Annotated in this window: 25 protein-coding genes and 1 pseudogene; 15 read left to right on the top strand and 11 right to left on the bottom strand. The window is 71.8% G+C overall.

Annotated features, from left to right (window positions below; all coding sequences use genetic code 11):
- Window positions 1–150: 150 nt before the first annotated feature.
- Window positions 151–624, top strand: a complete 474-nt coding sequence (locus tag ACBJ59_RS41320) for a hypothetical protein (protein WP_375115564.1) — start codon at window positions 151–153, stop codon at window positions 622–624.
- Window position 625: 1 nt separating this feature from the next.
- The gene (locus ACBJ59_RS41315) at window positions 626–1,333 is read left to right on the top strand and encodes a class F sortase (RefSeq protein ID WP_375115563.1); all 708 of its coding nucleotides are present in this window, start codon (window positions 626–628) and stop codon (window positions 1,331–1,333) included.
- On the opposite strand, the gene ACBJ59_RS41310 is transcribed toward ACBJ59_RS41315, so the two are convergent.
- Window positions 1,334–3,385: an acyl-CoA dehydrogenase family protein gene (locus tag ACBJ59_RS41310; RefSeq protein ID WP_375115562.1), complete on the bottom strand. Its 2,052-nt coding sequence runs from the start codon at window positions 3,383–3,385 to the stop codon at window positions 1,334–1,336. It lies immediately after the preceding gene.
- A 312-nt stretch (window positions 3,386–3,697) separates the two neighbouring features.
- Between ACBJ59_RS41310 and ACBJ59_RS41305 the strand changes: the two genes are divergently transcribed.
- From ACBJ59_RS41305 to ACBJ59_RS41295, 3 genes are all read left to right on the top strand, one after another.
- A complete protein-coding gene (locus ACBJ59_RS41305) occupies window positions 3,698–4,039 on the top strand; it encodes an RNHCP domain-containing protein (RefSeq protein WP_364115004.1) in 342 nt (113 codons plus the stop codon).
- Window position 4,040: 1 nt separating this feature from the next.
- Window positions 4,041–4,442, top strand: a complete 402-nt coding sequence (locus ACBJ59_RS41300) for an RNHCP domain-containing protein (protein ID WP_375115561.1) — start codon at window positions 4,041–4,043, stop codon at window positions 4,440–4,442.
- A 163-nt stretch (window positions 4,443–4,605) separates the two neighbouring features.
- Window positions 4,606–5,460, top strand: coding sequence for an alpha/beta fold hydrolase (locus tag ACBJ59_RS41295; RefSeq protein ID WP_375115560.1), 855 nt, complete (start codon window positions 4,606–4,608; stop codon window positions 5,458–5,460).
- Here ACBJ59_RS41295 and ACBJ59_RS41290 read toward each other — a convergent pair.
- Window positions 5,429–6,301: a tetratricopeptide repeat protein gene (locus ACBJ59_RS41290; RefSeq protein ID WP_375115559.1), complete on the bottom strand. Its 873-nt coding sequence runs from the start codon at window positions 6,299–6,301 to the stop codon at window positions 5,429–5,431. The two genes, ACBJ59_RS41295 and ACBJ59_RS41290, sit on opposite strands and share 32 nt — an antisense overlap.
- Before the next feature lie 19 nt (window positions 6,302–6,320).
- Entirely contained in the window at window positions 6,321–7,754 is a 1,434-nt protein-coding gene (locus tag ACBJ59_RS41285) for an aldehyde dehydrogenase family protein (protein ID WP_375115558.1), read from the bottom strand.
- Between the two features lie 119 nt (window positions 7,755–7,873).
- On the opposite strand from ACBJ59_RS41285, the gene ACBJ59_RS41280 reads away from it, so the two are divergent.
- Window positions 7,874–8,947 carry a class I SAM-dependent methyltransferase gene (locus ACBJ59_RS41280; RefSeq protein ID WP_375115557.1) on the top strand — a complete coding sequence of 358 codons (1,074 nt, stop codon included), beginning with the start codon at window positions 7,874–7,876 and terminating at the stop codon, window positions 8,945–8,947.
- A gap of 241 nt (window positions 8,948–9,188) precedes the next feature.
- Here ACBJ59_RS41280 and ACBJ59_RS41275 read toward each other — a convergent pair whose 3' ends face one another.
- The 4 genes from ACBJ59_RS41275 to ACBJ59_RS41260 are packed head-to-tail and all read right to left on the bottom strand — an operon-like array spanning window position 9,189 to window position 11,593.
- Window positions 9,189–10,112: a U32 family peptidase gene (locus ACBJ59_RS41275; RefSeq protein WP_375115556.1), complete on the bottom strand. Its 924-nt coding sequence runs from the start codon at window positions 10,110–10,112 to the stop codon at window positions 9,189–9,191.
- Window positions 10,112–10,492, bottom strand: a complete 381-nt coding sequence (locus tag ACBJ59_RS41270) for a MaoC/PaaZ C-terminal domain-containing protein (protein WP_375115555.1) — start codon at window positions 10,490–10,492, stop codon at window positions 10,112–10,114. The genes ACBJ59_RS41275 and ACBJ59_RS41270 overlap by 1 nt, the downstream gene beginning before the upstream one ends.
- A gap of 1 nt (window position 10,493) precedes the next feature.
- Entirely contained in the window at window positions 10,494–10,883 is a 390-nt protein-coding gene (locus ACBJ59_RS41265; RefSeq protein ID WP_375115554.1) for a MaoC family dehydratase N-terminal domain-containing protein, read from the bottom strand.
- Window positions 10,880–11,593: a GntR family transcriptional regulator gene (locus tag ACBJ59_RS41260; RefSeq protein WP_375115553.1), complete on the bottom strand. Its 714-nt coding sequence runs from the start codon at window positions 11,591–11,593 to the stop codon at window positions 10,880–10,882. The genes ACBJ59_RS41265 and ACBJ59_RS41260 overlap by 4 nt, the downstream gene beginning before the upstream one ends.
- 156 nt (window positions 11,594–11,749) lie before the next feature.
- On the opposite strand from ACBJ59_RS41260, the gene ACBJ59_RS41255 reads away from it, so the two are divergent.
- The 7 genes from ACBJ59_RS41255 (at window position 11,750) to pgeF (ending at window position 17,920) form a co-directional block, all read left to right on the top strand.
- Window positions 11,750–12,964, top strand: a complete 1,215-nt coding sequence (locus ACBJ59_RS41255; RefSeq protein WP_375115552.1) for a CaiB/BaiF CoA transferase family protein — start codon at window positions 11,750–11,752, stop codon at window positions 12,962–12,964.
- Complete coding sequence (locus tag ACBJ59_RS41250; protein WP_375115551.1) at window positions 12,961–13,347, top strand: thioesterase family protein; 387 nt, start codon at window positions 12,961–12,963, stop codon at window positions 13,345–13,347. Before ACBJ59_RS41255 ends, ACBJ59_RS41250 begins: the two co-directional genes overlap by 4 nt.
- Window positions 13,344–14,321 (top strand): tripartite tricarboxylate transporter substrate binding protein, encoded by a 978-nt coding sequence (locus tag ACBJ59_RS41245; RefSeq protein ID WP_375115550.1) that lies wholly within the window; start codon window positions 13,344–13,346, stop codon window positions 14,319–14,321. Before ACBJ59_RS41250 ends, ACBJ59_RS41245 begins: the two co-directional genes overlap by 4 nt.
- Window positions 14,318–14,800, top strand: coding sequence for a tripartite tricarboxylate transporter TctB family protein (locus ACBJ59_RS41240; protein WP_375115549.1), 483 nt, complete (start codon window positions 14,318–14,320; stop codon window positions 14,798–14,800). The genes ACBJ59_RS41245 and ACBJ59_RS41240 overlap by 4 nt, the downstream gene beginning before the upstream one ends.
- The gene (locus ACBJ59_RS41235) at window positions 14,800–16,299 is read left to right on the top strand and encodes a tripartite tricarboxylate transporter permease (RefSeq protein ID WP_375115548.1); all 1,500 of its coding nucleotides are present in this window, start codon (window positions 14,800–14,802) and stop codon (window positions 16,297–16,299) included. The genes ACBJ59_RS41240 and ACBJ59_RS41235 overlap by 1 nt, the downstream gene beginning before the upstream one ends.
- Window positions 16,296–17,066 carry an enoyl-CoA hydratase/isomerase family protein gene (locus ACBJ59_RS41230; protein WP_375115547.1) on the top strand — a complete coding sequence of 257 codons (771 nt, stop codon included), beginning with the start codon at window positions 16,296–16,298 and terminating at the stop codon, window positions 17,064–17,066. Before ACBJ59_RS41235 ends, ACBJ59_RS41230 begins: the two co-directional genes overlap by 4 nt.
- Before the next feature lie 146 nt (window positions 17,067–17,212).
- Window positions 17,213–17,920, top strand: coding sequence for a peptidoglycan editing factor PgeF (pgeF, locus tag ACBJ59_RS41225; protein WP_375115546.1), 708 nt, complete (start codon window positions 17,213–17,215; stop codon window positions 17,918–17,920).
- On the opposite strand, the gene ACBJ59_RS41220 is transcribed toward pgeF, so the two are convergent.
- The 3 genes from ACBJ59_RS41220 to ACBJ59_RS41210 all read right to left on the bottom strand — a co-directional run bounded on the left by ACBJ59_RS41220 (window position 17,917) and on the right by ACBJ59_RS41210 (window position 20,163).
- Window positions 17,917–18,183 (bottom strand): hypothetical protein, encoded by a 267-nt coding sequence (locus tag ACBJ59_RS41220; protein WP_375115545.1) that lies wholly within the window; start codon window positions 18,181–18,183, stop codon window positions 17,917–17,919. The two genes, pgeF and ACBJ59_RS41220, sit on opposite strands and share 4 nt — an antisense overlap.
- Window positions 18,184–18,284: 101 nt before the next feature.
- Window positions 18,285–19,445: an ATP-dependent DNA ligase gene (locus tag ACBJ59_RS41215; protein ID WP_364115040.1), complete on the bottom strand. Its 1,161-nt coding sequence runs from the start codon at window positions 19,443–19,445 to the stop codon at window positions 18,285–18,287.
- A complete protein-coding gene (locus tag ACBJ59_RS41210) occupies window positions 19,414–20,163 on the bottom strand; it encodes a pyrimidine reductase family protein (protein ID WP_364115042.1) in 750 nt (249 codons plus the stop codon). Before ACBJ59_RS41210 ends, ACBJ59_RS41215 begins: the two co-directional genes overlap by 32 nt.
- A 116-nt stretch (window positions 20,164–20,279) precedes the next feature.
- Here ACBJ59_RS41210 and ACBJ59_RS41205 point away from each other — a divergent pair.
- Together ACBJ59_RS41205 and ACBJ59_RS41200 are read left to right on the top strand one after the other, a co-directional pair.
- Window positions 20,280–20,570, top strand: a pseudogene (locus ACBJ59_RS41205) (RidA family protein); the annotation flags it as partial.
- A 99-nt stretch (window positions 20,571–20,669) separates the two neighbouring features.
- Window positions 20,670–21,065, top strand: coding sequence for a hypothetical protein (locus tag ACBJ59_RS41200; protein WP_375115544.1), 396 nt, complete (start codon window positions 20,670–20,672; stop codon window positions 21,063–21,065).
- 85 nt (window positions 21,066–21,150) lie between these two features.
- Here the strand turns inward: ACBJ59_RS41200 and glgX are convergent, their stop codons facing one another.
- Window positions 21,151–23,277 carry a glycogen debranching protein GlgX gene (glgX, locus tag ACBJ59_RS41195; protein ID WP_375115543.1) on the bottom strand — a complete coding sequence of 709 codons (2,127 nt, stop codon included), beginning with the start codon at window positions 23,275–23,277 and terminating at the stop codon, window positions 21,151–21,153.
- Window positions 23,278–23,378: the final 101 nt, after the last annotated feature.

Below are 23,378 nucleotides of genomic sequence, written 5' to 3'. Positions count from 1 at the left end.
AAACCCTCCGTGTCCGGCCGGTTTCACTTCGGTCACATTACTTGACTGTCGGTCTAATAATTCGCAAGGCTCTCTTGTGTATCGGGGGGCGTCAACCGATCCTGGAGCCTTCTCATGGCAAGAGCGCGACGTCACGCAGCGGCTGGAGCGGTGACCGCCTTCGCGGTCGCGGGCGTGAGCCTGGCGACGGGCCTGGGCACCGCCTCCGCCGCCGCTTCCGCCGGTCCGCAGGTGCCCGGCGCGGTGTCCACCTGCCTCCTCCCGCTACCGATCCTGTGCGAGGAACAGCCCGACGATTCCTGGTCGGGCGGCCACGAACCCGGCGAATCCCGGCCGGGTGCTCCCGGGCACGACGACTCCTGGTCGGACAAGCCCGTACCGGAGGATTCCTGGTCGAGCGGCCCCGCACCGCAGGATTCCTGGTCGGGTCCGCCCGGGTCCGAGCCTCCGTGGCGGCCGGCGGGCGAGGAGGAGCACAAGGTGCCCAGGGGTCATCCGGAGACGGGCGGGGGCGGGCTGACGGCGGACGGGCCGGTGTGGCCGTTCGCGGTGGGCGGGGCGGCGCTGCTGACCGGGGCCGGCCTGACCGGGTTCGCGGTACGCCGCCGCAAGGGCGTCGTCTAGCTTGCCCGAAACCCCGAACCCCAGCCCGACCCCGACCCCGAACCCGGCGGGCGGGCATCGGCTGATCGTGGCCGGGGCGGCGGTCGTGTCGCTGGCCGGGGTGCTGCTGATCGGGCTCGGGATCGGCGGCGTGCTCGGCGGCGGCCCCGCTGCCTCGCCGGAGCCGGCGCCGTCACCCCTGCCCGTGTCCGCCGCCCCGATCACCGGCGTGCCGCTGTCCGGGGTGGCCGCCCCCATGCGGCCCGCCCGGCCCGCCGCCGTCTACATCCCCTCCATCGGCGTCGCCGCGCCCCTGATGGAGCTGGGCCTGGACGCGAACGGCGCCATCCAGAACCCGCCGTTCGACCCCCCGAACCTGGCCGGCTGGTACCGCTACGGCCCCGTGCCCGGCCAGCGCGGCGCCGCCGTGATCACCGGCCACCTGGACACCAGGACCGGCCCCGCCGTCTTCGCCCGGCTCAAGGACGTCAAGCGCGGCGACCAGGTGCAGGTGCTGCGCGCCGACCGCTCGGTGGCCGTCTTCGTCGTCGACAAGGTCGAGCACACCCCGAAACGCCGCTTCCCCGCCAAGAAGGTCTACGCCAAGCTCGCCTATCCGGGGCTGCGGCTGGTGACCTGCGGCGGGACGTTCGACCGGCGGGCGCACAGCTACGAGGACAACACGATCGTCTACGCCCATCTCGCGGCCCCGTACTACCCCGGACGCTGATCACGGATCCTTGGGCAGGCCGAGCGCGCGTTCGGCGACGATGTTGAGCTGCACCTCCGTCGTCCCGCCGCCGATCGTGAACGCGCGGGTGGTCAGGATCATGCGGTTCCAGTAGCGGTCGGCCGGGGCGAGCGACCAGCAGAACTCCGAGATCGCCTGCGCGTGCCGCATGCCGAGCAGCTTGCGCACGCTGGAGTCGGTGCCCGCTCCGGACCCGGAGAGCTGGGAGAGGGTCGCGCGCAGCCCGAGCGCCGAGCCGGCCTGGCCCTCCGCCCACAGGCGGCCCGCCTGCTCGAGCTGCGCCTCCCGGAGCGGCGGCAGCCGGGCGATGAGCTTCACCATGTCGGTGTGCCGCGACCCCGGCCCCCAGGAGTCGCCGAGCGCGACGCGTTCGTGGGAGAGCGTGTCGCGGGCCACCCGCCAGCCCCCGTCCACCGCGCCGACGACCAGGTCGTCCGGTACGAACACGTCGTCCAGGAAGACCTCGTTGAAGATCTCGTCCCCGTTGATCTCCTTGAGCGGCCTCACGGTGACGCCAGGGGACGACATGTCCACCAGGAAGTACGAGATGCCGTCATGCTTGGGCTTCTCCGGGGAGGTCCGGGCCAGGCAGATGCCCCAATGGGCGTACTGCGCGAGGGACGTCCAGATCTTCTGCCCGGTGAGCGACCAGCCGCCCTCCACCCGTACGGCCTTCGTCGAGAGCCCGGCCAGGTCCGAGCCCGCGCCCGGCTCGCTGAACAGCTGGCACCACACGATCTCGCCGGTCAGCGTCCCGGGCAGGAAACGTTCCTGCTGCTCGCGGGTGCCGTAGCGGACGATGGACGGCACCGCCCAGGCCGCGATGCCCAGGTTCGGGCGGCCGAGGTCGCGGAACTCCTGGTGGATGATCACCTGCTCGAGCGGCGAGGCGCCCCGTCCCCAGGGCCGGGGGAGGTGCGGCATCATCCAGCCCTCCCGCGCCAGCCTGCCCAGCCGGGCCGCCGGCTCCTCGGCACGCAGCGACGCGGCCTCCGCCCTGACGGCGTCCCGGACGGCGGCGGCCTCCTCCGGCAGGTCCGGCTCCATCCGCCGCCGCACGCCCGCCACCGCCAGCCGGGTCACCTCCCCGGCCCACGGCCCCGGATCCCCGGTCAGCATCCGGTCGGACAGGGCGCGGCGGTAGTAGCGGTGGGCGTCGTGCTCGAAGGTGTAGCCGATGCCGCCGAGCACCTGGACGGCGTCCGCCGCGCACCGCACGGCCGCGTCCGCCGCCAGCACCGCCGCCACGGCCACCGCCAGCCGGCTCTCGTCGGGCAGCCCCGCGCCACCCTCCCGGGGGTGGCTGGTCTCGTCGAGGGATCTGGCGGCGTCCCAGACGGCGGCCCGGGCCTGCTCCAGCGCCACCAGCGCCCCGGCCACCCGGTGCTTGACCCCCTGGAACTGCCCGATCGGCCGCCCGAACTGCTCGCGCACCTTGGCATGGGCGGCCGCCGTGGCCACGGCCCACGCCGCCACCCCGCACGCGTCCGCGCCCAGCAGCACGGCGGCGAGCTCACGTACCGGGACCTCCCTGAGCATCCGTCCGGCGGGCACCGTCCGCACGGTCACGGAGCAGAGCGCCCGGTCCAGGTCGACCCCCGGGACGGGCTCGGCGGCGACGTCCCCGCGATCGAGCACGGCCCACGCACCACCGACCGGGGCCACGAAGACGTCCGCCTCCGCCGATCCGAGCGCGAGGGCGGACGGCCCGCTGTCCGGGAGGAGCGCGACGGCGGCGGTGAGCGAGCCGCCGGCGAGCCCGGCGATCAGCTCCGGCGCGCAGCCGGACCAGGAGAGCACCGCCGACGCCAGGACCGACGGCAGGTACGGCCCCAGGACACGCCGCTCGCCCAGCGCCTCCAGCGCCACGCACAGCTCCAGCAGCCCGTACCCCTGCCCGCCGCACTCCTCGGCCAGATGCAACCCCAGCAGCCCCTGCTCCGCCAGAGCGGCGTGATCGGCGTTCCGCCCGGCCAGCCCGTGTACGGAGGCCGCCAGCTCCAGGTGTTCCCCCGTCAGCCCGATTCCCATGCCTCGAATCTAGAACGATATTCGGTCGCCCACCACCCACCGGAAAATGGTTGGCGATGGCCGGAGCTGTCCGGTTACGCTCGCTGTCGTCCGTTCAGTGGAACAGTCGGGCCGTCATGCCCGGAGGGGGAGGGGATTTATGCCCGGCACCGCGCCCAGCGCGCCTCGCTGTGCCACCGGCGGATCCTGCCTCTGAATCGGCTTCATTCCTGACAGGCCGGACCGACCGCCTGCCCCATCAGCGTGCCCGCGAGGCCCGCTCGGCGCTTCCTTGCTGCTTTCAGTGACCCATTCCGGCAAGGAGTACCCAGGTTGTCCACCAACGGCAAACCCAGTCCCATCCTGAGCACGTTCGAGTGCATCCGCTGCGGCCTCACGGTCACCGCGACCGCGCCGGACGGAACCCGCCGCAACCACTGCCCGAGCTGCCTGCACTCGCAGCACCTGCTCGACGGTTGCGGGTCGCGGATGATCCCCATCTCGATCGCCGTCCTGCGCACCGGCGAATGGATGATCATCCACCGCTGCACCCGGTGCGGCGAGCTGACGTCGAACCCCATCTGCGGGGACGACAACCAGCTCATCCTCATGCGCATGGCCGTACGGCCGCTGGCGCAGCCGCCGTTCCCCCTAGAGGCGTTCGGCGACCTGTGACATGCCCAGGAGGAACCCTGGCCGGGAACGGCCGCAACGCCGCAAGAGAACACATCACGGGGAGCCCGGCGACGCGTTCCGCTGCGTCGGGTGCCGGCTGGACGTGCCGATGATCGCGCCGGGCACCGCCCACCGCAACCACTGCCCGCACTGCCTGACGAGCCTGCACGTCGATCACCGGCTCCCGGGCGATCGGCGGGCGGCCTGCCGGGGCCGGATGGCGGCCCTGAGCGTCACCGTCCGGGGGGACGGGGAGTGGCTGATCATCCATAGCTGCCAGTCGTGCGGCGGGCTGAGCGCCAACCGCATCGCGGGCGACGACAACGCGCTGGCGCTGCTGCGCATCGCCATCCGCCCGCTGTCGGACACCCGCCTCCCGGTCAGCGCCCTGCTGTCCCTGTGACCCGGCCGGGGCCGCACCCGCGGCCCCGGCCGGGATCACGCGCCTGCCGGGACCGCTGGTCCCGGCAGGGATCAGGCGCCGCTCAGGGCCGCGCGGCTCCGGCAGGGATCAGGAGAACACCGGTCAGGGTCGCGCGGCCTCTGGAAGGGGCTAAGCTCCCGCTATGGGGAAGGAATTCGAACTCCCGCTCGGCAACGACCGCACCCTCCACGTCTACGACACGGCCCCCGGCGCGGACGACCTCCTGCCGGTCATCTGGCACCACGGCACCCCCAACATCGGCGCGCCCCCTGCACCCCTCTTCGAGGCCGCCGGCCGCCTCGGCGTGCGCTGGCTGTCCTACGACCGCCCCGGCTACGGCGGCTCCACCCCGTCGCCCGGCCGGGACATCGCCTCCGCGGCCGGCCTCACCCGGCGGGTCGCCGACGAGCTGGGAATCGCCCGGTTCGCCGTGATGGGCCACTCGGGCGGCGGCTCGCACGCCCTGGCCTGCGCCGCCCTGCTGCCCGACCGGGTCCTGGCCGCGGTGAGCGTGGCGGGCCTGGCACCGTACGGTGCGCGCGGCCTCGACTGGTACGCGGGCATGTCACCCTCGGGCGTGGCCTCCCTGCGCGCCGCCGCCGGTGGACGCGAGGCCAAGGAACGCCACGAGGCGTCGGCCGAATACGACCCCGAGATGTTCACCCCGGAGGACCACGCGGCGCTGGCCGGCGACTGGTCGTGGTTCGGCGACGTGGTGGGCCCGGCGACGGCGGCCGGGCCGGGCGGCCTGATCGACGACGACCTCGCCTACGTCACCCCGTGGGGCTGCGACCCCGCCCGGGCGACCGCCCCGGTCCTGCTCCTGCACGGCGGCCGCGACCGCGTCGTGCCGGCCGCGCACGGCGCCTGGCTGGCCGGCCGCTGCCGCACGGCCGAGCTGCGCCTTTTCCCGGACGACGGCCACATCTCCGTGCTGCGCGAGGGCGCGGCCGCCCTGGAGTGGCTCACTCGCCGAACAGGTGCAGCACCCGGGTGAAGTCGGCGACCGCGGCCTCGTGCCGGTCCAGCTCCTGGAGGATCTCGCCGCGCACCTGGTAGGCCCAGGTGTACTCGGGGTCCAGCTCGATGGCGGCGTCCAGGTCCCGCAGCGCCGCCTCGTTGTCGCCCAGCTCGCTCAGCACCGCGCCCCGGCTGCCGAGCGCGCGGTCGTTGCCGGGGTCCAGCTCCAGGGCCCGGTTCAGGTCGGTGAGGGCCTCCTCGTAGCGGTCGGCCATGCGCAGCGCCTCGCCTCTCCTGCTCAGCGCCCGTACGTGGTCCGGCTCGGCCTCCAGGGCCTTGGTGTAGTCGTCGATCGCCTCGGCGTAGAGCTCCATCCGCTGGTAGAGGTCGCCGCGGGCCACCCAGGAGTACGCCAGCTCGTCGTTCAGTTTGATGATCTTGGTGTGCTCGGCCAGGGCCTCGTCCAGCCGGTCCAGGTCCACCAGGGCGTCCGCCTTCGCCTCCAGGATCCAGAGCGAGTCGGGGGAGAGGGTGAGCGCGTGCTCGAAGTCGTCCATGGCCTCCTCCAGGCGGCCCATCGAGGCGTAGGTCTGGCCGCGCGAGCCGAGGGCGTACGCGCTGTCCGGCTCCAGCTTCAGCGCCTCGCCGAAGTCGTCGAGGGCGGTCTCGTACCGCTCGATCACGCGATGGCACTCGCCGCGCAGCCGCCAGGCGCGGGCGTTGTCCGGCACCAGCGCGATCGACTCCGTCAGGTCCGCGATCGCGGCGTCGTGCCGCGACAGGGCGATGTACGATTCGGCGCGGCTGCGCAGCACCGAGGCCCGGGACTGGGTGGCCGCATCGGACAGCCCGGGATGGTCCTTGATCCCCTCGCTCATGAGGGGTAAATCTATCCGACTAGATCTGGATGATTGCCGCCTTTTCCCGCGTGTATTCGAGCACCGCGTCGTGCCCGTACCCGCTGTCCTTGACCCCGCCGAACGGCAGCCCCGGCGGCATCTGGCGGAACGTGTTCACCCAGACCGTGCCGCTGCGCAGATCCCGGACGAACCGGTGGGCCCGCCCCAGGTCACGCGTCCACACGCCGGCCGCCAGGCCGTACGGGGAGTCGTTCGCGATCGCCAGCGCCTCCTCCTCCGTCGAGAACGGGATGGCCACCGCCACCGGCCCGAAGATCTCCTCCTGGCACACGCGCAGCGAGTTGTCCTCGGTCGTGTAGAGCGTGGGCGCCACCCAGTAGCCGCCGGGCAGGGCGGGCACCACGTCCGCGCCGGTCCGGCCGCCGAAGAGCAGCCGCGCGCCCTCCTTCTCGGCCAGCTCCAGGTACGACGTCACGCGCTCGTACTGCCCGGCGGACACGATCGGCCCCATCGTCGTCGCCAGGTCCAGCGGATCGCCCAGGACCAGCCCGGCGCAGGCCCGCTCGATGCGGCCGAGCATCTCGTCCCAGATCGAGCGGTGGACGAGGATGCGCGAGCCCGCCACGCACACCTGCCCGGCGTTGCCGGTGTAGACGGAGTTCACGGTGACGCCCTGGGTGGCGGCGTCCAGGTCGGCGTCGGGGAAGACGATGTTGGGGGACTTGCCGCCCAGCTCGAACGTCATCGGCTTCAGCGCGTCGGCCGAGGCCCGCGTGATGGCCTGGCCGGTGGCGGTCGAGCCGGTGAGGCTGATCTTGGCGACCCCGCGGTGGCGGACCAGGGCGTCGCCGACCTCCTCGCCCATGCCGCTGACGATGTTCAGCACGCCGGGCGGGAACACCTCCGCCAGCAGCTCGCCCAGCCGCAGCACCGACGCGCTCGCCTGCTCGGCCGGTTTGACGATCACCGTGTTCCCGGCGGCCAGCGCGTACGCGGCCTTGGCCGAGAACGTCGAGATGGGCGAGTTCCACGGGATGATGCACACCGCCACCCCGTACGGCTCCCGCCGCGTCAGCCCCAGCGTGTCCGGCCCGAGCACGACCGTGTCGCCCTTGACCGCGTCGAGGCACTGCCCGGCGGCCAGCTGCCACAGGTACGCCATGCCCGGCAGGTCCCTCTTGAGCGTGTCGCGCAGGATCCTGCCGTTGTCGCGCGTCTCCAGCCTGGCCAGCTCCTCGGCGTGCCGGCCGAACAACTCCGACACCTTGCGCAGGAAGTGCGCCCTGGCGACCGCGGGCAGCGCCGACCAGGCGGGGAAGGCGCGGCCGGCCGCCTCGACGGCCGCTTCGGCCTCGGCGGCGCCGCTCGCGGGGATCCGGGCCCACACCTCTCCGGTGGCCGGGTTGACCGTGTCCATCATGCGCGCGGCGGGCACCAGCTCGCCGCCGATGAGATTGCGATAGTCAGGCACGTTACCAAGCATATGCTTGCTCAAGTAGCCCGGCCAGTGCCCAAAGATCACGTAAAGCGCCCGAAGACGGACGCATAGTCGGCAACTGGTAGGGCACAACGGCTCGCAGGGTGGTGGCGATGGCATACAGATTGCTAGGAAAACTGGCTTATGGCTCCCGTTACAACCGGGTCCCGTGGGGACAGCGGGTCTACGTACGGCCGGGGGAGCGACTGATCCGTGAGGCGCAGTGGCGGCTGCTCACCAGGCGAGCGCCCGTCATGACGCTGGCCGACTACGAACGGCTCAGGCCGCTGGGCGAGATCGAGGAGTTCCTGAGCTGCATGATGTGCGGGGAGTCCCGCCAGCAGCCGCTGTTCGAGCCGACCGGCGGCAATGGGTGGCGTTACCACGTCGTACGCTGCCCGTCCTGCGGCTTTCTCTACCGCAATCCCAACGTCCGGCCCGAGCGGCTGGGCGACCTGTACGCGACCGGCTACAGCAACTTCCTGACCGGCAAGTACGCGGCCAACCGGCAGCGCCGCTACGACCTGACCATGCAGGCGTTCTCGCCGGTGTTCGACGAGGGCAAGGAGCGGCGGCTGCTCGACTTCGGCTCTGGGGTCGGGCTGTTCCTGGAGCTGGCCGAGCAGCGCGGGTTCGACGCCTACGGGGTGGACCTGTCGCCGGAGTCCGTCGCCCAGGCCAACGAGCGGCTGAGCCGGGCGCGCACCTACTTCGGGGCGCCCGAGGACGTGCCGGAGATCGCCGCGGGCGGCTTCGACGTGATCACGCTCTGGTCGGTGCTCGCGCACCTGCCCAGGCCGCTGGAGGACTTCGCGCGGTTCAGGAGCCTGCTGGCGCCCGGCGGGGTGCTGCTCATCCTGACCGTGAACGCCCGGTCGCTGCTGCTCAAGGCGTACGGGTCCAAGTGGAGCGGCTTCACCAAGAACCACCTGATGTTCTACTCCTCGGAGACCGTGCGCACGCTGCTGGGCCGTACCGGGTTCGCGGGGGTCGCCTTCGCCCCCCACTACGGGGACACGATCGAGGCCGGCACCACGAACCTGCCCGCCGACCTGGCCGCCCGGCTGCGCCGCAACGTGGATCTGAGCGACGGGGGCAACATGATGCGCGTGCTGGCCTTCGCCGACGAGGAGGCCATCGGCCGCTGGGGCGGCGGCCCCCTCACCGTCCACCGCCTCCACGCCTGACCGCTGGAGTGGCGCGGCCCGCCCCTGGGCGGCCGCGCCCGGCGGGCCGCCCGCCCGCCCGACGCCCAGGCGTGAGTCCCGCGCGCTCGCGCGGCCGCTCGCCCCGGGCGCCGACGCTCCAGCCGCCCGCACGCTCGAGTCCCGCCGACCGAGTCCCGCGCGCCCTGCTGGGCGACGACCGCCGTGCCCCCGACCCTTCCCCAAGGGACCCCCACCGAAGTGCGGTGGGGCAGGGACGGGGTTACGGTTGCGGGACGCCGAGGTCGGAGGTCTGGGACGGCTTGGCGAGCGCAGGGTCGAGTTGCTCGATCAGCCGCTGCACCAGCGCCGCCCGCCGCACCCGCTCCCGCCCCAGCTCCTTCGGCACCACCCCGAGGTGCCCCCCGGACGGGTAGATGTTGGGCGCGTTGCGCAGCCCCATCTTCAGGTAGACGGGCGCCGCGGCCCGTACGATCTCGACCGCCTCGTAGAAGCGTACGAACCCACCCTGATCATCCGGCACCTCCAGATAGAGGTCGATCGGCAACCCGGTGGCCGCGCGGATCTCGGCCAGGTGCTGCACGGTCAGGTCCGTCCCGACGTTCACGGTCGTGGCCCCGAGCCGCTCGTAGATCGCGGCGGTCGGCCCGTTCGTGAGCGGCATCAGCACGGACGTCTTCAGCACCAGGTCGGAGGGCAACGTGCCGTCCGCCTTCAGCTCGCGCAGCGCCTCCAGCGTCCCGAGGTCGCCGACCAGCAGGCTGCGGATGCCGAGCGAGCAGGCCCGCAGCGCGTCCGCCAGGCACGCCGCCACCATCGCGTTGCCGCGCGCGGCGGCCCCCACGGCCTGGGTCAGCTTGGCCTGGCCGCCGGTGTCCCACGCGGCCCGCGGCCCGAGGAACAGGTTGATCTCGATGCCCCGCTCGGCCCCGATCCGCGCCATCCGCGTGATCTCGTCGTCGCTCAGCATCATCACGCCGCTGCCCTGCGAGGTCCTGGTGACCGGCACGCCGAGCCGGTCGGCCTCCGCGACCACCGCCTCCAGCACGGCGGGCCCCTCGACGCTGGGGATCTCGAACCGGTACGGCGCCCCGTCCGCGAACCCGGAGCCCGACGGGGTGGCGGTCTGCACCACCGGGTGCCCGAGGCGGGCCATCAGGGCGTGGAGGTCGGCAAGGCTGGTCATCAGGGGATCTCCTCGTCATAGATCACTTCGGCGCGGCCGAGTGTGGTGCGCCGGCCGGTGTCGTCCTCGCCCCACAGCTCCAGCTCTGCCCGGTTCCCCGTGGTGGACACCACCCGCCCCCGGCACGTGTGGGCGCGGTCGCGGAAGTCCATGCCGCGGTAGCTGACCTCGAGCACGGCCAGCCGGCCGCGCCCGCCCAGCCATCCGGTGACGAGCCGGCCCAGGTAGGCCGCCTTGAGCAGCCCGTGCACGGCCAGGTCGGGGTGGCCGAGCAAGCGGGCGAAGTCAAGGTCGTAGTGCATCTCGTAGAAGTCGCCCGAGGCGCCGGCGTACTCGACCAGCCGCCGCAGGGAGGTGATCTCGGTGAGCGGAGGAATCATATTATTTCCGGATCCGGGTGCCGACATGCCTCACCACCAGCTCACCATCCGGCCGGCGGAACTCCGTCTCGAACGTCAGCAGCGCCATCGGCCCCGCCCGCCCGCTCTTCTCCACCACCCCGGTGAAGCGCGGCCGCGACACGAGCACGTCCCCCACCCGCAGCGGGGCGTGGTGCTCGAACCGGTCACCGCCGTTCAGCCACCCCGACCCGTACGACTCCGCGGCCGGCAGCGACGGCGGCTCGTCGAGGAAGCAGGCGGTGTACGTGGGCGGCACCCCGGGGCCCGGGTCCCCGATGGCGTGCCGGTAGAAGTCCAGATGACGCCGCTCGACGACGTCCTCGCGCGCGGGGCCGGTCCAGCCGACCGCCTCCTGGAGCTTCTCGATCATGAATCTCCTTCCCTGACCCGCTTCAACCAGGCCAGCGACTCGGGGGAGTGGCCGCCGACCCGCTCCTCGATGCCGTCGAGGAACGCCATGTCCCCGTGCCCGGCCAGCTCCCGGTGCACGGCGTCGGGCGAGCCCGACTCGATCACCTCCAGCAGCCGGCGATGCCGCTCCCAGTCGTCGACGAGCGACTCGTCCGACGCCCTGGCCTGCCGGTTCATGCCCATGCAGAGCAACATCTGGAGCTGGATCGAGCGGTAGGCCTCCTCCAGCCGCCGGTGCCCGGACAGCCCGATGACCGAGCTGTGGAACTCGACGGCCTCCTCCAGCACCCCCAGCCAGTCGCCGGCGCGGGCGCGGGCGCCGTGCCGGTCGAGCGCGGCGTGGCAGCGCTGGAGGCGGGCCGGCTCGCGTACCGGGACGCCGAGGTCCACCGCCATCCGCTCCAGCTCGCGCCGGAGCGTGACGATCTCGTAGATGTCGTGCAGCGTGAGCTGCGTGACGAACGCGCCCCGGCGCGGGAGCTGGGTGATCAGGCCCTGCTGCTCCAGCACCCGCATCGCCTCGCGCAGCGGCGGCCGGCTGACGCCGAGCTCCTGGGTGAGCTGGTTCTCCACCACCCGGTCGCCGGGCTGCAGCTTGCCGCTGAGCAGCATGCGCATCAGGGCCTCGGTGGCGAGCTGGACCATGCTGGGGGGTGCCTCGATGCGCATCGTGGTCTCTCTTGTCGTCGGCGATCAGGGGCGATCAGGGGGCGATCAACGTCTGTCGCCATAGTGCCGAAGAACTTCCGGCCGAACCCTTGTCTAGCTCACTTGTCTTCTGTAGACAATAGACCAACCCCGGCTGAAGTGAGGTTTTCGTAACATATGACCACTCCATTGTCCGGTGTCCGAGTCGTCGAGGTCGGCGCCTTCATGGCCGCCCCCTTCGCGACGATGCAGCTCGCCGACCTGGGCGCCACCGTCATCAAGGTCGAGAATCCCGCCGGCGGCGACCAGGTGCGCGCGATCGGCCCGTTCACGGCCGGGCACAGCTCCCCGTTCGCCAGGCTCAACCGGAACAAACGATCGGTCGCGCTCGACCTGAAGTCCGAGTCCGGCGCCGCCGCCTTCCGCAGCCTGATCAAGGACGCCGACGTCCTGGTGGAGAACCTGCGCCCCGGCGCCATGCGCAAGCTCGGCCTCGGCTTCGACGACCTCAAGGAGCTCAACCCCGGCCTCGTGTACGTCTCCGCCTCCGGCTGGGGCCAGGACGGCCCCCTCGCGGACCGGCCGGGCCTGGACATCATGGCCCAGGCCCGCGGCGGCCTGATGAGCGTCACCGGCATGCCCGACGGCGACCCGGTCAAGGTCGGCGTGCCCATCGCGGACCTGGTCTGCGGCCTGTACGGAGCCCTCGGCGCCGTCTCCGCCCTGCACGCCCGCACGCTGACCGGCCGGGGCCAGCACGTGGACGTGTCTCTGCTGGAGTCGGCCGTGTCGTTCGCCATCTGGGAGGCGGGCAAGTATTTCGCCACCGGCGAGGTCGGCAGGCCGCTCGGCTCGGCCCACCAGAGCACGGCTCCGTACCAGGCGATCCGTACCTCCGACGGCTGGTGCACGGTCGGCGCCGTCACCCCCAAGACCTGGCACGGCCTGTGCGCCGCGCTCGGCCTGCCCGAGCTGCTCGACGACGAGCGCTACGCCGACGCCCACGACCGGCACGGCCTGCGGGACGAGCTGATCCCCGCCATCGAGCGGGTCACCACCGGGCGCACCACGGCCGACGTCGTGGCCGCCCTCGACGCCCACGGGGTGCCCTGTGCCCCCATTTCCGACTACTCCCAGGTGTTCAACGACGACCACCTGAACCAGCGGCGGTTCTTCTGGGATGCCGAGCATCCCGAGATGGGCCCCGTACGCCAGCTCGGTTCGGCCATGCGCTTCTCGGCCACGCCCACCAGGCGCGGCCCCGCCGGGCCGCTGCTCGGCGCGGACACCGTCGAGGTGCTGCGCGAATGCGGCCTGACCGAGCAGGAGATCGACCGGCTGCTCGCCGAAGGCGCCGCGGCCCAATCCCCCACCCCCTTGGAGAGCTCATGAGCGACCAGCTGACCCCGGGTGTGAGCGGCAGCCTCACCTGGGTCGTGGCGGAGCGCCACTGCACCCGCCGCGGCGACCACGACATCTTCTCCACCCCCGACCTGGTCCACCTGATCGAGGACGCCGCGATCGAGGCGCTGGCCCCCTACCTGGCCGAGGGCCAGGGCAGCGTCGGCAGCAAGGTGGAGATCGCGCACGTGGCGCCCACGCTCAAGGGCGGCACGGTGACCGCGACCGCCACGGTGACCGAGGTGGACCGGCGTCGTGTCGCCTTCGCCGTGGTCGCCGAGGACGGGAACGGGACGGTCGGCGAGGGCACGCACGAGCGCTTCGTCATCGATCTGGACAAGTTCGCCGCCAAGCTCGAGGGGCTGGCGTCATGAGGGCGCTCCCGGCTCTGGGCATGGCCGCAGTCCTGCTGCTCGGGGCGGCGGCCTGCGGCGCGACCGCCGACGCGGGCGGGGGAGGGGGCGGCGCGTGGAAGCCGCGCGGCGATGTGCGCATGATCGTGCCGTTCGCCGCCGGCGGCGGCAGCGACCTGGCCGGCCGCGCCATCGCCACCGCGCTGGAGAAGGCCCAGCCCGGCCTGACCGTCACCGTGGAGAACCGCGACGGCGGCTCCGGCGCGGTCGGCTACTCGACGCTGCTCGGCAAGAAGGGCAACGGCAACTACCTGATCGCCACCGAGAACGCGATCCTGTCCCTGCCGCTCAGCGGCCAGGTGTCGTTCACCCGCAAGGACTTCACGCCCGTCGCCAAGCTGGCCGAGGACGGCGGCATCCTCGTGGTCAAGCCGGACTCCCCGTACAAGACCTGCACCGACGTGGTGAACGCCGCGAAGTCCGGCCGCGTCAGCGTGGGCATGTCCGGCGCGTTCGGCGTGGACAACGTGATCTTCACCATGATCGAGCAGAAGACCGGCGTGAAGTTCCAGCGGGTGCCGTTCGAGTCGGGCGGCGAGCTGGTGCCGGCGGTGCTCGGCGGCCAGATCCAGGTCGCGCTGCTGAACCCGGGCGAGGTGATCGGCCAGCTCAGGTCCGGCGACCTCAAGGGCCTGTGCGTCACCACCGGCAAGCGCTACACCTACCCGGAGTTCGCCGAGCTGCCCACGGCCGGGGAACAGGGCATCGACGTCTCGTACGTCCAGTTCAGGGGCTTCCTGGCGCCCGGCGGGCTGGACGAGCGCGAGCGGGCGTACTGGGAGGACGCCGCGAAGGGCGTCACCAGGACGGCCGAGTTCCAGAAGTGGCTCAAGGACAACTACCTGCAGCAGGCCGAGCTGTACGGCGACGACTTCGGCAAGTACCTCGAGCAGCTCGACACCGCCCTCGCGCCGGTGCTGAAGAAGCCGTCATGAGGCCGCTGCTGCGCGGCGAGCCCGCCGTCTGGGCGCTGCTGGTCTGCCTGTCCGTCGCCATGGCGGGCGCCTCGTTCGGCTACGGCATCACCAAGGACGGCGGCCAGGTGGGGCCCGGCTTCCTGCCCCTGGTCAGCGGCCTGGCCCTGACCCTGCTCTCGGCAGCCTGCCTCCTGCAGTCCGTACGCCGCGCCGCCCCGGACGAGGACGTCGACCCCCGGCGCATCAGGACCCTCTGGACCGTCTTCGGCCTGCTGCTGGTCGCGCTGCTGCTGGTGCCGCTGATCGGTTTCCTGGTGGCGTTCGGGCTGCTGGTGTTCGCCGTCTCCGCCTTCGTGGAGCGCCGGCGGATCGTCTCGGCCGCGGTCGTCGCGGTCGCCGCCACCCTGGTGATCTACGCGGTGTTCGTGCTGTTCCTGGCCGTGCCCCTGCCCGGCGGGCTGTTGGGTGGGCTGCTCGGCGTCGGGGGTGACGGCTGATGCTGGACAACCTGGTCATGGGCTTCGGGGCCGCGCTCACGCCCGCGAACCTGCTCTGGTGCTTCGTCGGCGTGCTCGCCGGCACCGTCATCGGCCTGCTGCCAGGCCTCGGCTCGACCACCGGCGTGGCCGTGCTGCTGCCGCTGACGCTCTCGTTCGAGCCGCTGACCGCCCTCATCATGCTGGCCGGCATCTACTACGGCGCCCAGTACGGCGGCACGATCACCTCCGTGCTGATCTCCACGCCGGGCGAGGCGGCCAGCGTCGTCACCGCCATCGACGGCTACCAGATGGCCCGCAAGGGCCGGGCCGGGGCGGCGCTGTCGATCGCGGCCATCGGCTCGTTCGCCGCCGCCATCGTCTCGCTGGTGCTGCTGGTGGCCATGGCCCCGCCGTTCGCCAAGCTGGCGATCGGCTTCGGGCCGCCCGAGAACCTGGCCGTCATGGTGCTCGGCCTCACCACCATCGTCAGCTTCTCCACCGGGGCGAAGCTGCGCGGCCTGGCCATGGCGGTGCTGGGCATCCTGCTGGCCACCGTCGGCGTGGACGCGGCCACCGGCCTGCCCCGCTACACCTTCGGCGACGTGGACCTGCTGTCCGGGCTGCCGTTCGTCCAGGTGATGATCGGGCTGTTCGCGGTGGGGGAGGTGCTCTACCAGATCCGGCAGGGCGCGGCCCAGCCGATCCGGGCCCGCTTCAAGGACCTGGTGATCACCAGGGAGGAGCTGTCCCGCTCCAAGGGGGCGATCGCCCGGGGCAGCGTGATCGGCTACCTGCTCGGCTGCCTGCCGGGGGCCGGCTCCACGCTGGCGTCCTTCCTGGCGTACGGGGTGGAGAAGCGGGTCTCGCGCAACAAGCACGAGTTCGGCCACGGTGCCATCGAGGGCGTCGCCTCGCCGGAGAGCGCCAACAACGCCGCCGCCAACGCGAACTTCGTGCCCACCCTGGCCCTGGGCATCCCCGGCGGCGCCACCACGGCCGTGCTGCTGGGGGCGTTCATGATGTACGGCATCCAGCCGGGGCCGCTGCTCTTCGAGGAGCAGCCGGAGCTGGTGTGGGGGCTGCTGGCCTCGTTCTTCATCGGCAACGTCCTGCTGCTGGTGCTGAACCTGCCGCTGGCGCCGCTGTTCGCGCAGCTGCTGCGGATCCCGTACGGGTACATGTATCCGCTGATCCTGGTCACCAGCTTCGTGGGGGCGTACTCGATCGACAACAACATGTTCAGCGTGTGGATCGTCTTCGTTTTCGGCCTGGTCGGATATTTCATGAAGAAGTTCGACCTGCCGATGGCGCCGCTGGTGCTCGGGCTCGTGATCGGGGCGCTGTTCGAGAAGGCGCTCGTGCAGACGTCCGCCATGGGTGACGGCGACCTGACGATCATCTTCACCCGGCCGATCGCGCTGGTGGTGTTCCTGCTGGCGGCGCTGCTGCTGGCCGGGCCGTCGCTGCTCAAACTCGTGCCCAAGAGGGAGCCGAAGAGAGAGAAGGAGAAGGTGTGAGCGAGCTACTCGTCACCGCCGACGGGCCCGTGCTGCGGGTGGTCTTCAACCGGCCCGCCCAGCACAACGCGCTGACCTGGGCCATGTGGGACGGCCTGTACGACGCCTGCGAGCGCGCCGACACCGACCCGGAGATCAAGCTCCTGGCGCTCTCGGGGGCCGGCGGCCGGGCGTTCGTGGCCGGGACCGACATCTCCCAGTTCGGCGAGTTCACCGGCGGCGAGGACGGCATCGCCTACGAGCGCAAGGTCCAGCGCATCATCGACCGCCTCGAACGCGTCAGGGTGCCCACCCTGGCCGTCGTCGAGGGTTACTGCGTGGGCGGGGGGCTGGTCGTGGCCGCCGCCTGCGACCTGCGCCTGGCCGTACCGGGAGCGAGGTTCGGCGCGCCGATCGCCAGGACGCTCGGCAACTGCCTGTCCATGAACACCTACTCCCTCCTCGTCCACCACCTCGGCCCCGCCAGGACTCTCGACATGCTGCTGCGGGCCCGCATGTTCACCGCCGAGGAGGCGCACGCGGCCGGGTTCGTGGCCGAGCTGTGCGAGCCGGACGACCTGGCCGCCCGCCGGGCCGAGATGGAGGAGCGGCTGCTGTCGCACGCGCCGCTGTCGATGTGGGCGGCCAAGGAGGCAGTCAGGCGGCTGCGCGTGGCGAACCTGCCGGACGGCGACGACATCGTGGCGACGGTCTTCGGCAGCGACGACTTCCACGCCGCCGTCCCCGCCTTCCTGGCCAAGGAGCAGGTCACCTGGCAGGGCCACTGAATCGGGCAGGTCGCCGGTCAGTCAGCGGCCCCCCGGGCCGCTGACCGGCTCCCGTCCCTGCGCTGCCGTCCCTGCGCTCCCATCCCTGCGCTCCCGGGCCGGGGCGCACCCTCCACCCGGCCCGGGCTCGCCCTAAGATCGGAGGCATGCAGCTCGCCCCCGGTGTCCACGTGGCCGTCACCGATCGGAACGGAGGGGTCAGCGCGGGCCCCTACGCCTCGCGCAACCTCGGCGGCATGGTCGGCGACGATCCCGCGGCGGTGCGGGCGAACCGCGCGGGCGTGGCGGCCGAGCTGGGCGTGCGGGCCGTGGTGTTCATGCGCCAGGTCCACAGCGCCGACGTCGCCTACGTGAGCGAGCCGTTCGGCGACGACCCGCCCATGCTCGACGGCGTGTTCACCACCGAGCCGCGCCTGGCGCTGGCGTCGCTGGGCGCCGACTGCCCGGCCGTGCTGGTGGCCGACCCGGTGGCCCGGATGGTCGGCGCCGCCCACTCCGGCCGCCCCGGCACCGAGGCCGGCATCGCCACCGCCCTGGTGGAGGCCATGGCGGCCAAGGGCGCGGAGCCCGGCAGGATGGTCGCGCTGATCGGGCCGGGCGCGTGCGGCCGCTGCTACGAGGTGCCCGCGGAGCTGCGCGGGCAGGTGGCCGCGAAGGTGCCGGAGACCTGGTCCACGACGTCGTGGGAGACCCCGGCGCTCGACCTGCGCGCCGGGATCGAGGCCCAGCTCAGGGCGGCGGGGCTGACCGACGTGCGCCACGACGCGCGCTGCACGATCGAGTCGGCCGAGCTCTATTCCCACCGCCGCGAGCAGCCCGGCGGCCGGTTCGCCGGGCTCATCTGGCTGGACTAACCCTTCCGGGAGCCGTTGAAGATCGCGTTCACGATGATGATCCCCGCCCAGACCGGGATCAGCCCGGCCATGCGATCTTCACCGAGCAGGACGAAGAGCACGGTGGCGACCGTCCCCAGGGCCACCGAGACGATGGCCAGCGCCAGCCGCTGCGCCTCGGCCGTGCCGCTCCGGGCCACCTGAGCCTTCGGAGCGGCCTCGGCCAGCCGCTCGTCCACCCGCCGGTCGATCTCCTTGCCCATCTTGTCGAGGAACGATTCCACGACGGCATCCTCGAAATCGGGCCCGAGATCGCGACGTGCGGACACGGCGGCCCGTAACTCATCCCCTGTAGTCATGTGTCGAGATATAACGGGTTTGAGGGCTAGCGGGCAAGGATGTCATCAAGGTTGTAACTAACCGGACGTTCCAACTGCTCATAAGTACACGATTCGGGCGTGCGGTCGGGCCGCCACCGCCGGAACTGCGCGGTGTGCCGGAACCGGTCGCCCTCCATCTGGTCGTAGGCCACCTCGATCACCAGCTCGGGCCGGAGCGGGATGAACGAAAGGTCCTTCTTGGCGTTCCACCGCGACACCGCTCCGGGCACCCGCTGCCCGCCCGTCGCCGGCCCGGCGGCCGGTTGGCCGATGTTGGCCGCCGCCTGCTCGGCCCAGTGACCCCACGGGTGCTCGCTCAGCTCCGCGAGGTACGGCCGGATCTCCTCGACCAGCTCGGCCCTGCGCTTCATCGGGAACGAGGCCGCCACGCCCACGTGGTGCAGCCGCCCGTCGTCGCCGTAGAGGCCGAGCAGCAGCGAGCCCACGATCGGCCCCGTCTTGTGCTCGCGGTAGCCGCAGATCACCACGTCGGCGGTGCGCTCGTGCTTGACCTTGAACATCGTGCGCTTGTCGGGCACGTAGGGCTGGTCGCCCGGCTTGACGATGATGCCGTCGAGCCCGGCCCCCTCGAACATCTCGAACCACTCGCCGGCCTGCTCCTCGCTGGTCGTGACCGGCGTCAGCCGGATCGACCCGCCCTTCTCCGGGAAGAGCCGCTCCAGCCGGGCCCGCCGCTCCGCGAAGGGCGCCTCCATCAGCGACTCGTCGCCCACCGCCAGCAGGTCGAACGCGACGAACTGGGCCGGCGTGCGCTCCGACAACATCGTCACCCGCGACTTGGCCGGATGGATGCGCTGCTGCAACGCGTCGAAGTCGAGCTGCGTGCCCATCGGCAGCACGATCTCGCCGTCCACCACGACCTTGTCGGGCAGCTCGGCCCTGACCGCCTCGACCAGCTCGGGGAAGTAGCGCGTGAACGGCCGCTCGTTGCGGCTGCCCAGATAGACCTCGTCGCCGTCGCGGAACACGATGCAGCGGAAGCCGTCCCACTTCGGCTCGTAGAACAGCGTGCCGTCCTGCTTCGGCATGGCCTTGACCGGCTTGGCCAGCATCGGCGGCACCGGAGGGCGCACCGGCAGGTTGGGCACCGGCTGCGGCTCTTCTTCGGCGACCTCAGGAGGCGGCGTCGTCGTCGGATCCGTCATCGCTCTGCTCCCTCGTGTATTTGCAGAAGAGGACACCCTCCTCTTCCAGGACCTGGGTGAGGTCCAGTGCGACCTGCGCGGGCTCGCCGTTCTGGATGCGCGCCGCGCCGCCCCCGACCAGCATCGGGCTGATCGACAGGCACAGCTCGTCGACCAGGTCGCAGGCCGAGAGCTGGGCGTTGACCCGGGGGCCGCCCTCGCACAGGACCCTGGTCAGGCCCCGGTCGTGCAGCTCCGCCACGGCCCGCCGCAGGTCCACGCCCTCGTCGCCGGCCACGATCAGGTCGGCCCGCCTGGCCGCCTCCTTGCGCCGCTCGTGGGGCGCGGCCTCGCAGGTGATCACGATCGTCCTGCTGGGTGCGTCGGTGAACAGCTCGCCGTCGAGGTCGAGGGCGAGGCTGCGGGTGATGACGGCGATGGGCGGCACCTCGGGGCGGCCCTCGCGGATCTCCGCCCACGCCTCGCGCGGCGGGACCGGGCCGTACCCCTCCTTGCGCACGGTCGCGGCGCCGGCGACGACCACGTCGGCCAGCCCGCGCAGGGTCTGGAAGATCCGCTTGTCACCCTTGCTCGACAGCCCGCCCGAGCGGCCCTTCAGCCAGGCCGCGCCGTCGGCGCTGGCGACCATGTTGAGCCGCAGCCACGGCCGGGCCTCGGGGTAGGCGTACGCCTGAACGATGTCCGGGTTGTCCTGTATGTCGGGATAGATGCGCCGCACCCCTCTACCTTGGCACACGCCGCCGACATTCGTTCCCCAGGGGTTTTGGGGCGCCCGTCAGGCCTCGAAGCGGCGGCGGGCGGACTCGATGTCACCGAGGTACCGGCTGGGACGCCGGGGGCGTCACGATCGGCGTGGGCGACCTCGCCGCGCAGGTCGAGCAGTGCTACCTCAACATCGGCACCGCCCTGGCCGGGGCCGGCGGCTCCTTCGGCGACGTGGCGAAGCTGACCGTCTACGTCGTCGACTGGACGCCGGACAAGATGCCCCAGCTCCTGGCGGGGATCTCGCGGGCGGCCGAGAGGCTGGGGGTCACCCCGGTCCCGCCGGCCACGCTGATCGGGGTCGCGGCGCTGGACGTACCCGAGCACCTGGTCGAGATCGAGGCCACCGCGGTCATCGACTGAGCACATGCCCAATAAGTCATCCGCTTTTGTGCATCAGCGGATTTCTCGCCATATATCTGCTTAACGTGACGACAGGGATGGGACTGACAGGGAGGCGCGATGGGCCTGGCCACCGCCGTGGCGTGGACGATCGCCGCGCTCGCCGGGGTGTACCTGCTCTGCCTCTGGCTGGCGGGCGGGGGCCTGCGCCGCGCCAAGGTCACCCGCTTCCCGGTGGCGGTGGTCTTCTCCCACCCGGCGCTCGCGGTGTCGTCACTGGTCTGCTGGGCGGCCGGGCTGGCCACGGGCAGCCGGGCGCTGGTGTGGGCGGCGTTCGCGGGGCTGGCGGGGGCGGTGCTGCTGGGGTTCGCGATGTTCACCCGCTGGCTCGGGTCGGGCCGGCACGGCACGCCCGCGCGCCGGTTCCCGGTGCTCGCGGTGGCGCTGCACGGGCTGGCCGGGGTGACGGCGTTCACGCTGGTCTTCCTCACGGCCAGCGCGGCCCACGTCTTCTGACCCCCGCGGCCGGCGCGGCCCACGTCTTCTGGCCGTCTCAGGGCCGGCGCGGCCCACGCCGTCTATTCGCCCCACGGTCAGGAGCTCAGGACTTGGCCTTCCGGGGCTGCCGCAGCACCTGCAGCGAGCGCGCCGTGACGGCGACCAGGTCGCCCGCCAGCCACCGCTCGTCGCCGAACGCGTCCTCCACCGAGTCGTGGTTGGTGTCGAGCACCGGGTGCCACCCCGTGCCGAACTCCTCGCCCGGCAGCGTGAACGTCATGTTCTCGTGGTGGGCGTTGATCAGCAGCAGGAAGGAGTCGTCCACGATCCGCTCGCCGCGCGGCCCCGGCTCGGTGATCGCCTCGCCGTTCAGGTAGACCATCAGCGACTTGGCGTAGCTGATGTGCCAGTCGCCCGCCGTCATCTCCTGGCCGCCGGGGGTGAGCCAGACCAGGTCGCGCTTGCCGTTGTCGGGGTGGCGGCCGTGGAAGAAGCGGCGGCGCTGGAAGACCGGGTGCTCGCGGCGCAGCTTCGACAGCGCGCGGACGAACCCCAGCAGGTCGGGCTCGGTGTGCAGCAGCGACCAGTCCACCCAGGCCAGCTCGTTGTCCTGGCAGTAGGCGTTGTTGTTGCCGCGCTGGGTGCGGCCGATCTCGTCGCCGTGGGAGAGCATGGGCACGCCCTGCGACAGGAACAGGGTGGCCAGGAAGTTGCGGCGCTGGCGGCGGCGGAGCGTGACGATCTGCGGGTCCTCGACCGGGCCCTCCGCGCCGCAGTTCCACGAGCGGTTGTCGTTGGTGCCGTCGCGGTTGTCCTCGCCGTTGTCCTCGTTGTGCTTGTGGTCGTACGAGACCAGGTCGGTCAGCGTGAACCCGTCGTGGCAGGTGACGAAGTTGATCGAGGCGACCGGGCGGCGGCCGGAGGACTCGTAGAGGTCGGCGGAGCCGGTCAGGCGGGAGGCGAACTCGGGCAGGGCGGAGTGGGTGCCCCTCCAGAAATCTCGCACGATGTCCCGATATTTGCCGTTCCACTCCGTCCACAAAGGCGGGAAATTCCCGACCTGGTATCCGCCGGGCCCGACGTCCCACGGCTCGGCGATGAGCTTGACCTGCGAGATCACCGGATCCTGCTGGATCAGGTCGAAGAACGCGCTCAGCCGGTCGACGTCGTGCAGCTCCCTGGCCAGCGCCGAGGCCAGGTCGAACCGGAACCCGTCGACGTGCATCTCCAGCACCCAGTAGCGCAGCGAGTCCATGATCAGCTGCAGGGCGTGCGGCGAGCGCACGTTGAGCGAGTTGCCGCACCCGGTGTAGTCGAGGTAGTAGCGCCGGTCGCCGTCGTGCAGCCGGTAGTAGGCGCTGTTGTCGATCCCCCTGAACCCCAGCGTGGGACCCATGTGGTCGCCCTCGGCCGTGTGGTTGTAGACCACGTCGAGGATGACCTCGATGCCCGCCTCGTGCAGCGCCCGCACCATGGCCTTGAACTCCAGCACCTGCTGCCCCCGCGTCCCGGCGCTGGAGTAGCCGCCGTGGGGCGCCAGGTAGGCCATGGTGTTGTAGCCCCAGTAGTTCGTCAGCCCCCGGGCCACCAGGAAGTGCTCGGGCACGTAGTGGTGCACCGGCATCAGCTCGACCGCCGTCACCCCGATCGACAGCAGGTGCTCGATGATCGCCGGATGGCCCACGGCGGCGTAGGTGCCGCGCAGGTCGGGCGGCACGTCGGGGTGCCGCATGGTGAGCCCGCGCACGTGCGCCTCGTAGATCACCGTCTCGTGGTACGGGATGCGCGGCGGCCGGTCGTTGCCCCACTCGAAGAACGGGTTGACCACCACGTTCTTCGGCATGTACGGCGCGCTGTCCTCGGTGTTGCGCCGGGTGGGATCGGTGAAGTAGTAGGGGAACAGCGCCTGGTTCCACGTCAGGTCGCCGTCGATGGCCTTGGCGTAGGGGTCGAGCAGCAGCTTGGCCGGGTTGCACCGGTGGCCCTGGGACGGCTCGTAGGGCCCGTGCACGCGATAGCCGTAACGCTGCCCCGGCTGGATCCCCGGAAGATAGCCATGCCAGACGAACCCGTCGACCTCGGGGAGATCGACCCGCTCCTCGGAGCCGTCGTCGTGAAAAAGGCACAGCTCGATTCGGTCGGCGACCTCGGAGAACACCGAAAAGCTGGTGCCAACGCCATCCCAGGTGCCGCCGAGTGGATAGGGCTCGCCCGGCCAGACCTCACGCATGTGGCCCAATTGTCGCACGCGAACGCGCTCTTGGTCTCTCAATAGCCTGATCGCTCTCCGTACGGGTGCGCCCACGTGCGCGAACACACGCCGGGCACGCG

The sequence above is a fragment of the Nonomuraea sp. MTCD27 genome (assembly GCF_041950495.1).
In the GTDB taxonomy this organism is placed as follows: Bacteria; Actinomycetota; Actinomycetes; order Streptosporangiales; family Streptosporangiaceae; genus Nonomuraea.
This window is presented reverse-complemented; position numbering and strand designations above follow the sequence as displayed.

Coding starts and splice junctions, on each gene's coding strand:
- ACBJ59_RS41265 (WP_375115554.1), bottom strand. CDS start 10,883: ATGATCGAGAAGCTCCAGGAGGCGGTCGGCTGGACCGGCCCCGCGCGC.
- ACBJ59_RS41310 (WP_375115562.1), bottom strand. CDS start 3,385: ATGGGAATCGGGCTGACGGGGGAACACCTGGAGCTGGCGGCCTCCGTA.
- ACBJ59_RS41215 (WP_364115040.1), bottom strand. CDS start 19,445: ATGACGGATCCGACGACGACGCCGCCTCCTGAGGTCGCCGAAGAAGAG.
- ACBJ59_RS41290 (WP_375115559.1), bottom strand. CDS start 6,301: ATGAGCGAGGGGATCAAGGACCATCCCGGGCTGTCCGATGCGGCCACC.
- ACBJ59_RS41240 (WP_375115549.1), top strand. CDS start 14,318: ATGAGGCCGCTGCTGCGCGGCGAGCCCGCCGTCTGGGCGCTGCTGGTC.
- ACBJ59_RS41270 (WP_375115555.1), bottom strand. CDS start 10,492: ATGATTCCTCCGCTCACCGAGATCACCTCCCTGCGGCGGCTGGTCGAG.
- ACBJ59_RS41200 (WP_375115544.1), top strand. CDS start 20,670: ATGGGCCTGGCCACCGCCGTGGCGTGGACGATCGCCGCGCTCGCCGGG.
- ACBJ59_RS41280 (WP_375115557.1), top strand. CDS start 7,874: ATGGCATACAGATTGCTAGGAAAACTGGCTTATGGCTCCCGTTACAAC.
- pgeF (WP_375115546.1), top strand. CDS start 17,213: ATGCAGCTCGCCCCCGGTGTCCACGTGGCCGTCACCGATCGGAACGGA.
- ACBJ59_RS41255 (WP_375115552.1), top strand. CDS start 11,750: ATGACCACTCCATTGTCCGGTGTCCGAGTCGTCGAGGTCGGCGCCTTC.
- ACBJ59_RS41260 (WP_375115553.1), bottom strand. CDS start 11,593: ATGCGCATCGAGGCACCCCCCAGCATGGTCCAGCTCGCCACCGAGGCC.
- ACBJ59_RS41235 (WP_375115548.1), top strand. CDS start 14,800: ATGCTGGACAACCTGGTCATGGGCTTCGGGGCCGCGCTCACGCCCGCG.
- ACBJ59_RS41275 (WP_375115556.1), bottom strand. CDS start 10,112: ATGACCAGCCTTGCCGACCTCCACGCCCTGATGGCCCGCCTCGGGCAC.
- ACBJ59_RS41250 (WP_375115551.1), top strand. CDS start 12,961: ATGAGCGACCAGCTGACCCCGGGTGTGAGCGGCAGCCTCACCTGGGTC.
- ACBJ59_RS41300 (WP_375115561.1), top strand. CDS start 4,041: ATGCCCAGGAGGAACCCTGGCCGGGAACGGCCGCAACGCCGCAAGAGA.
- glgX (WP_375115543.1), bottom strand. CDS start 23,277: ATGCGTGAGGTCTGGCCGGGCGAGCCCTATCCACTCGGCGGCACCTGG.
- ACBJ59_RS41245 (WP_375115550.1), top strand. CDS start 13,344: ATGAGGGCGCTCCCGGCTCTGGGCATGGCCGCAGTCCTGCTGCTCGGG.
- ACBJ59_RS41295 (WP_375115560.1), top strand. CDS start 4,606: ATGGGGAAGGAATTCGAACTCCCGCTCGGCAACGACCGCACCCTCCAC.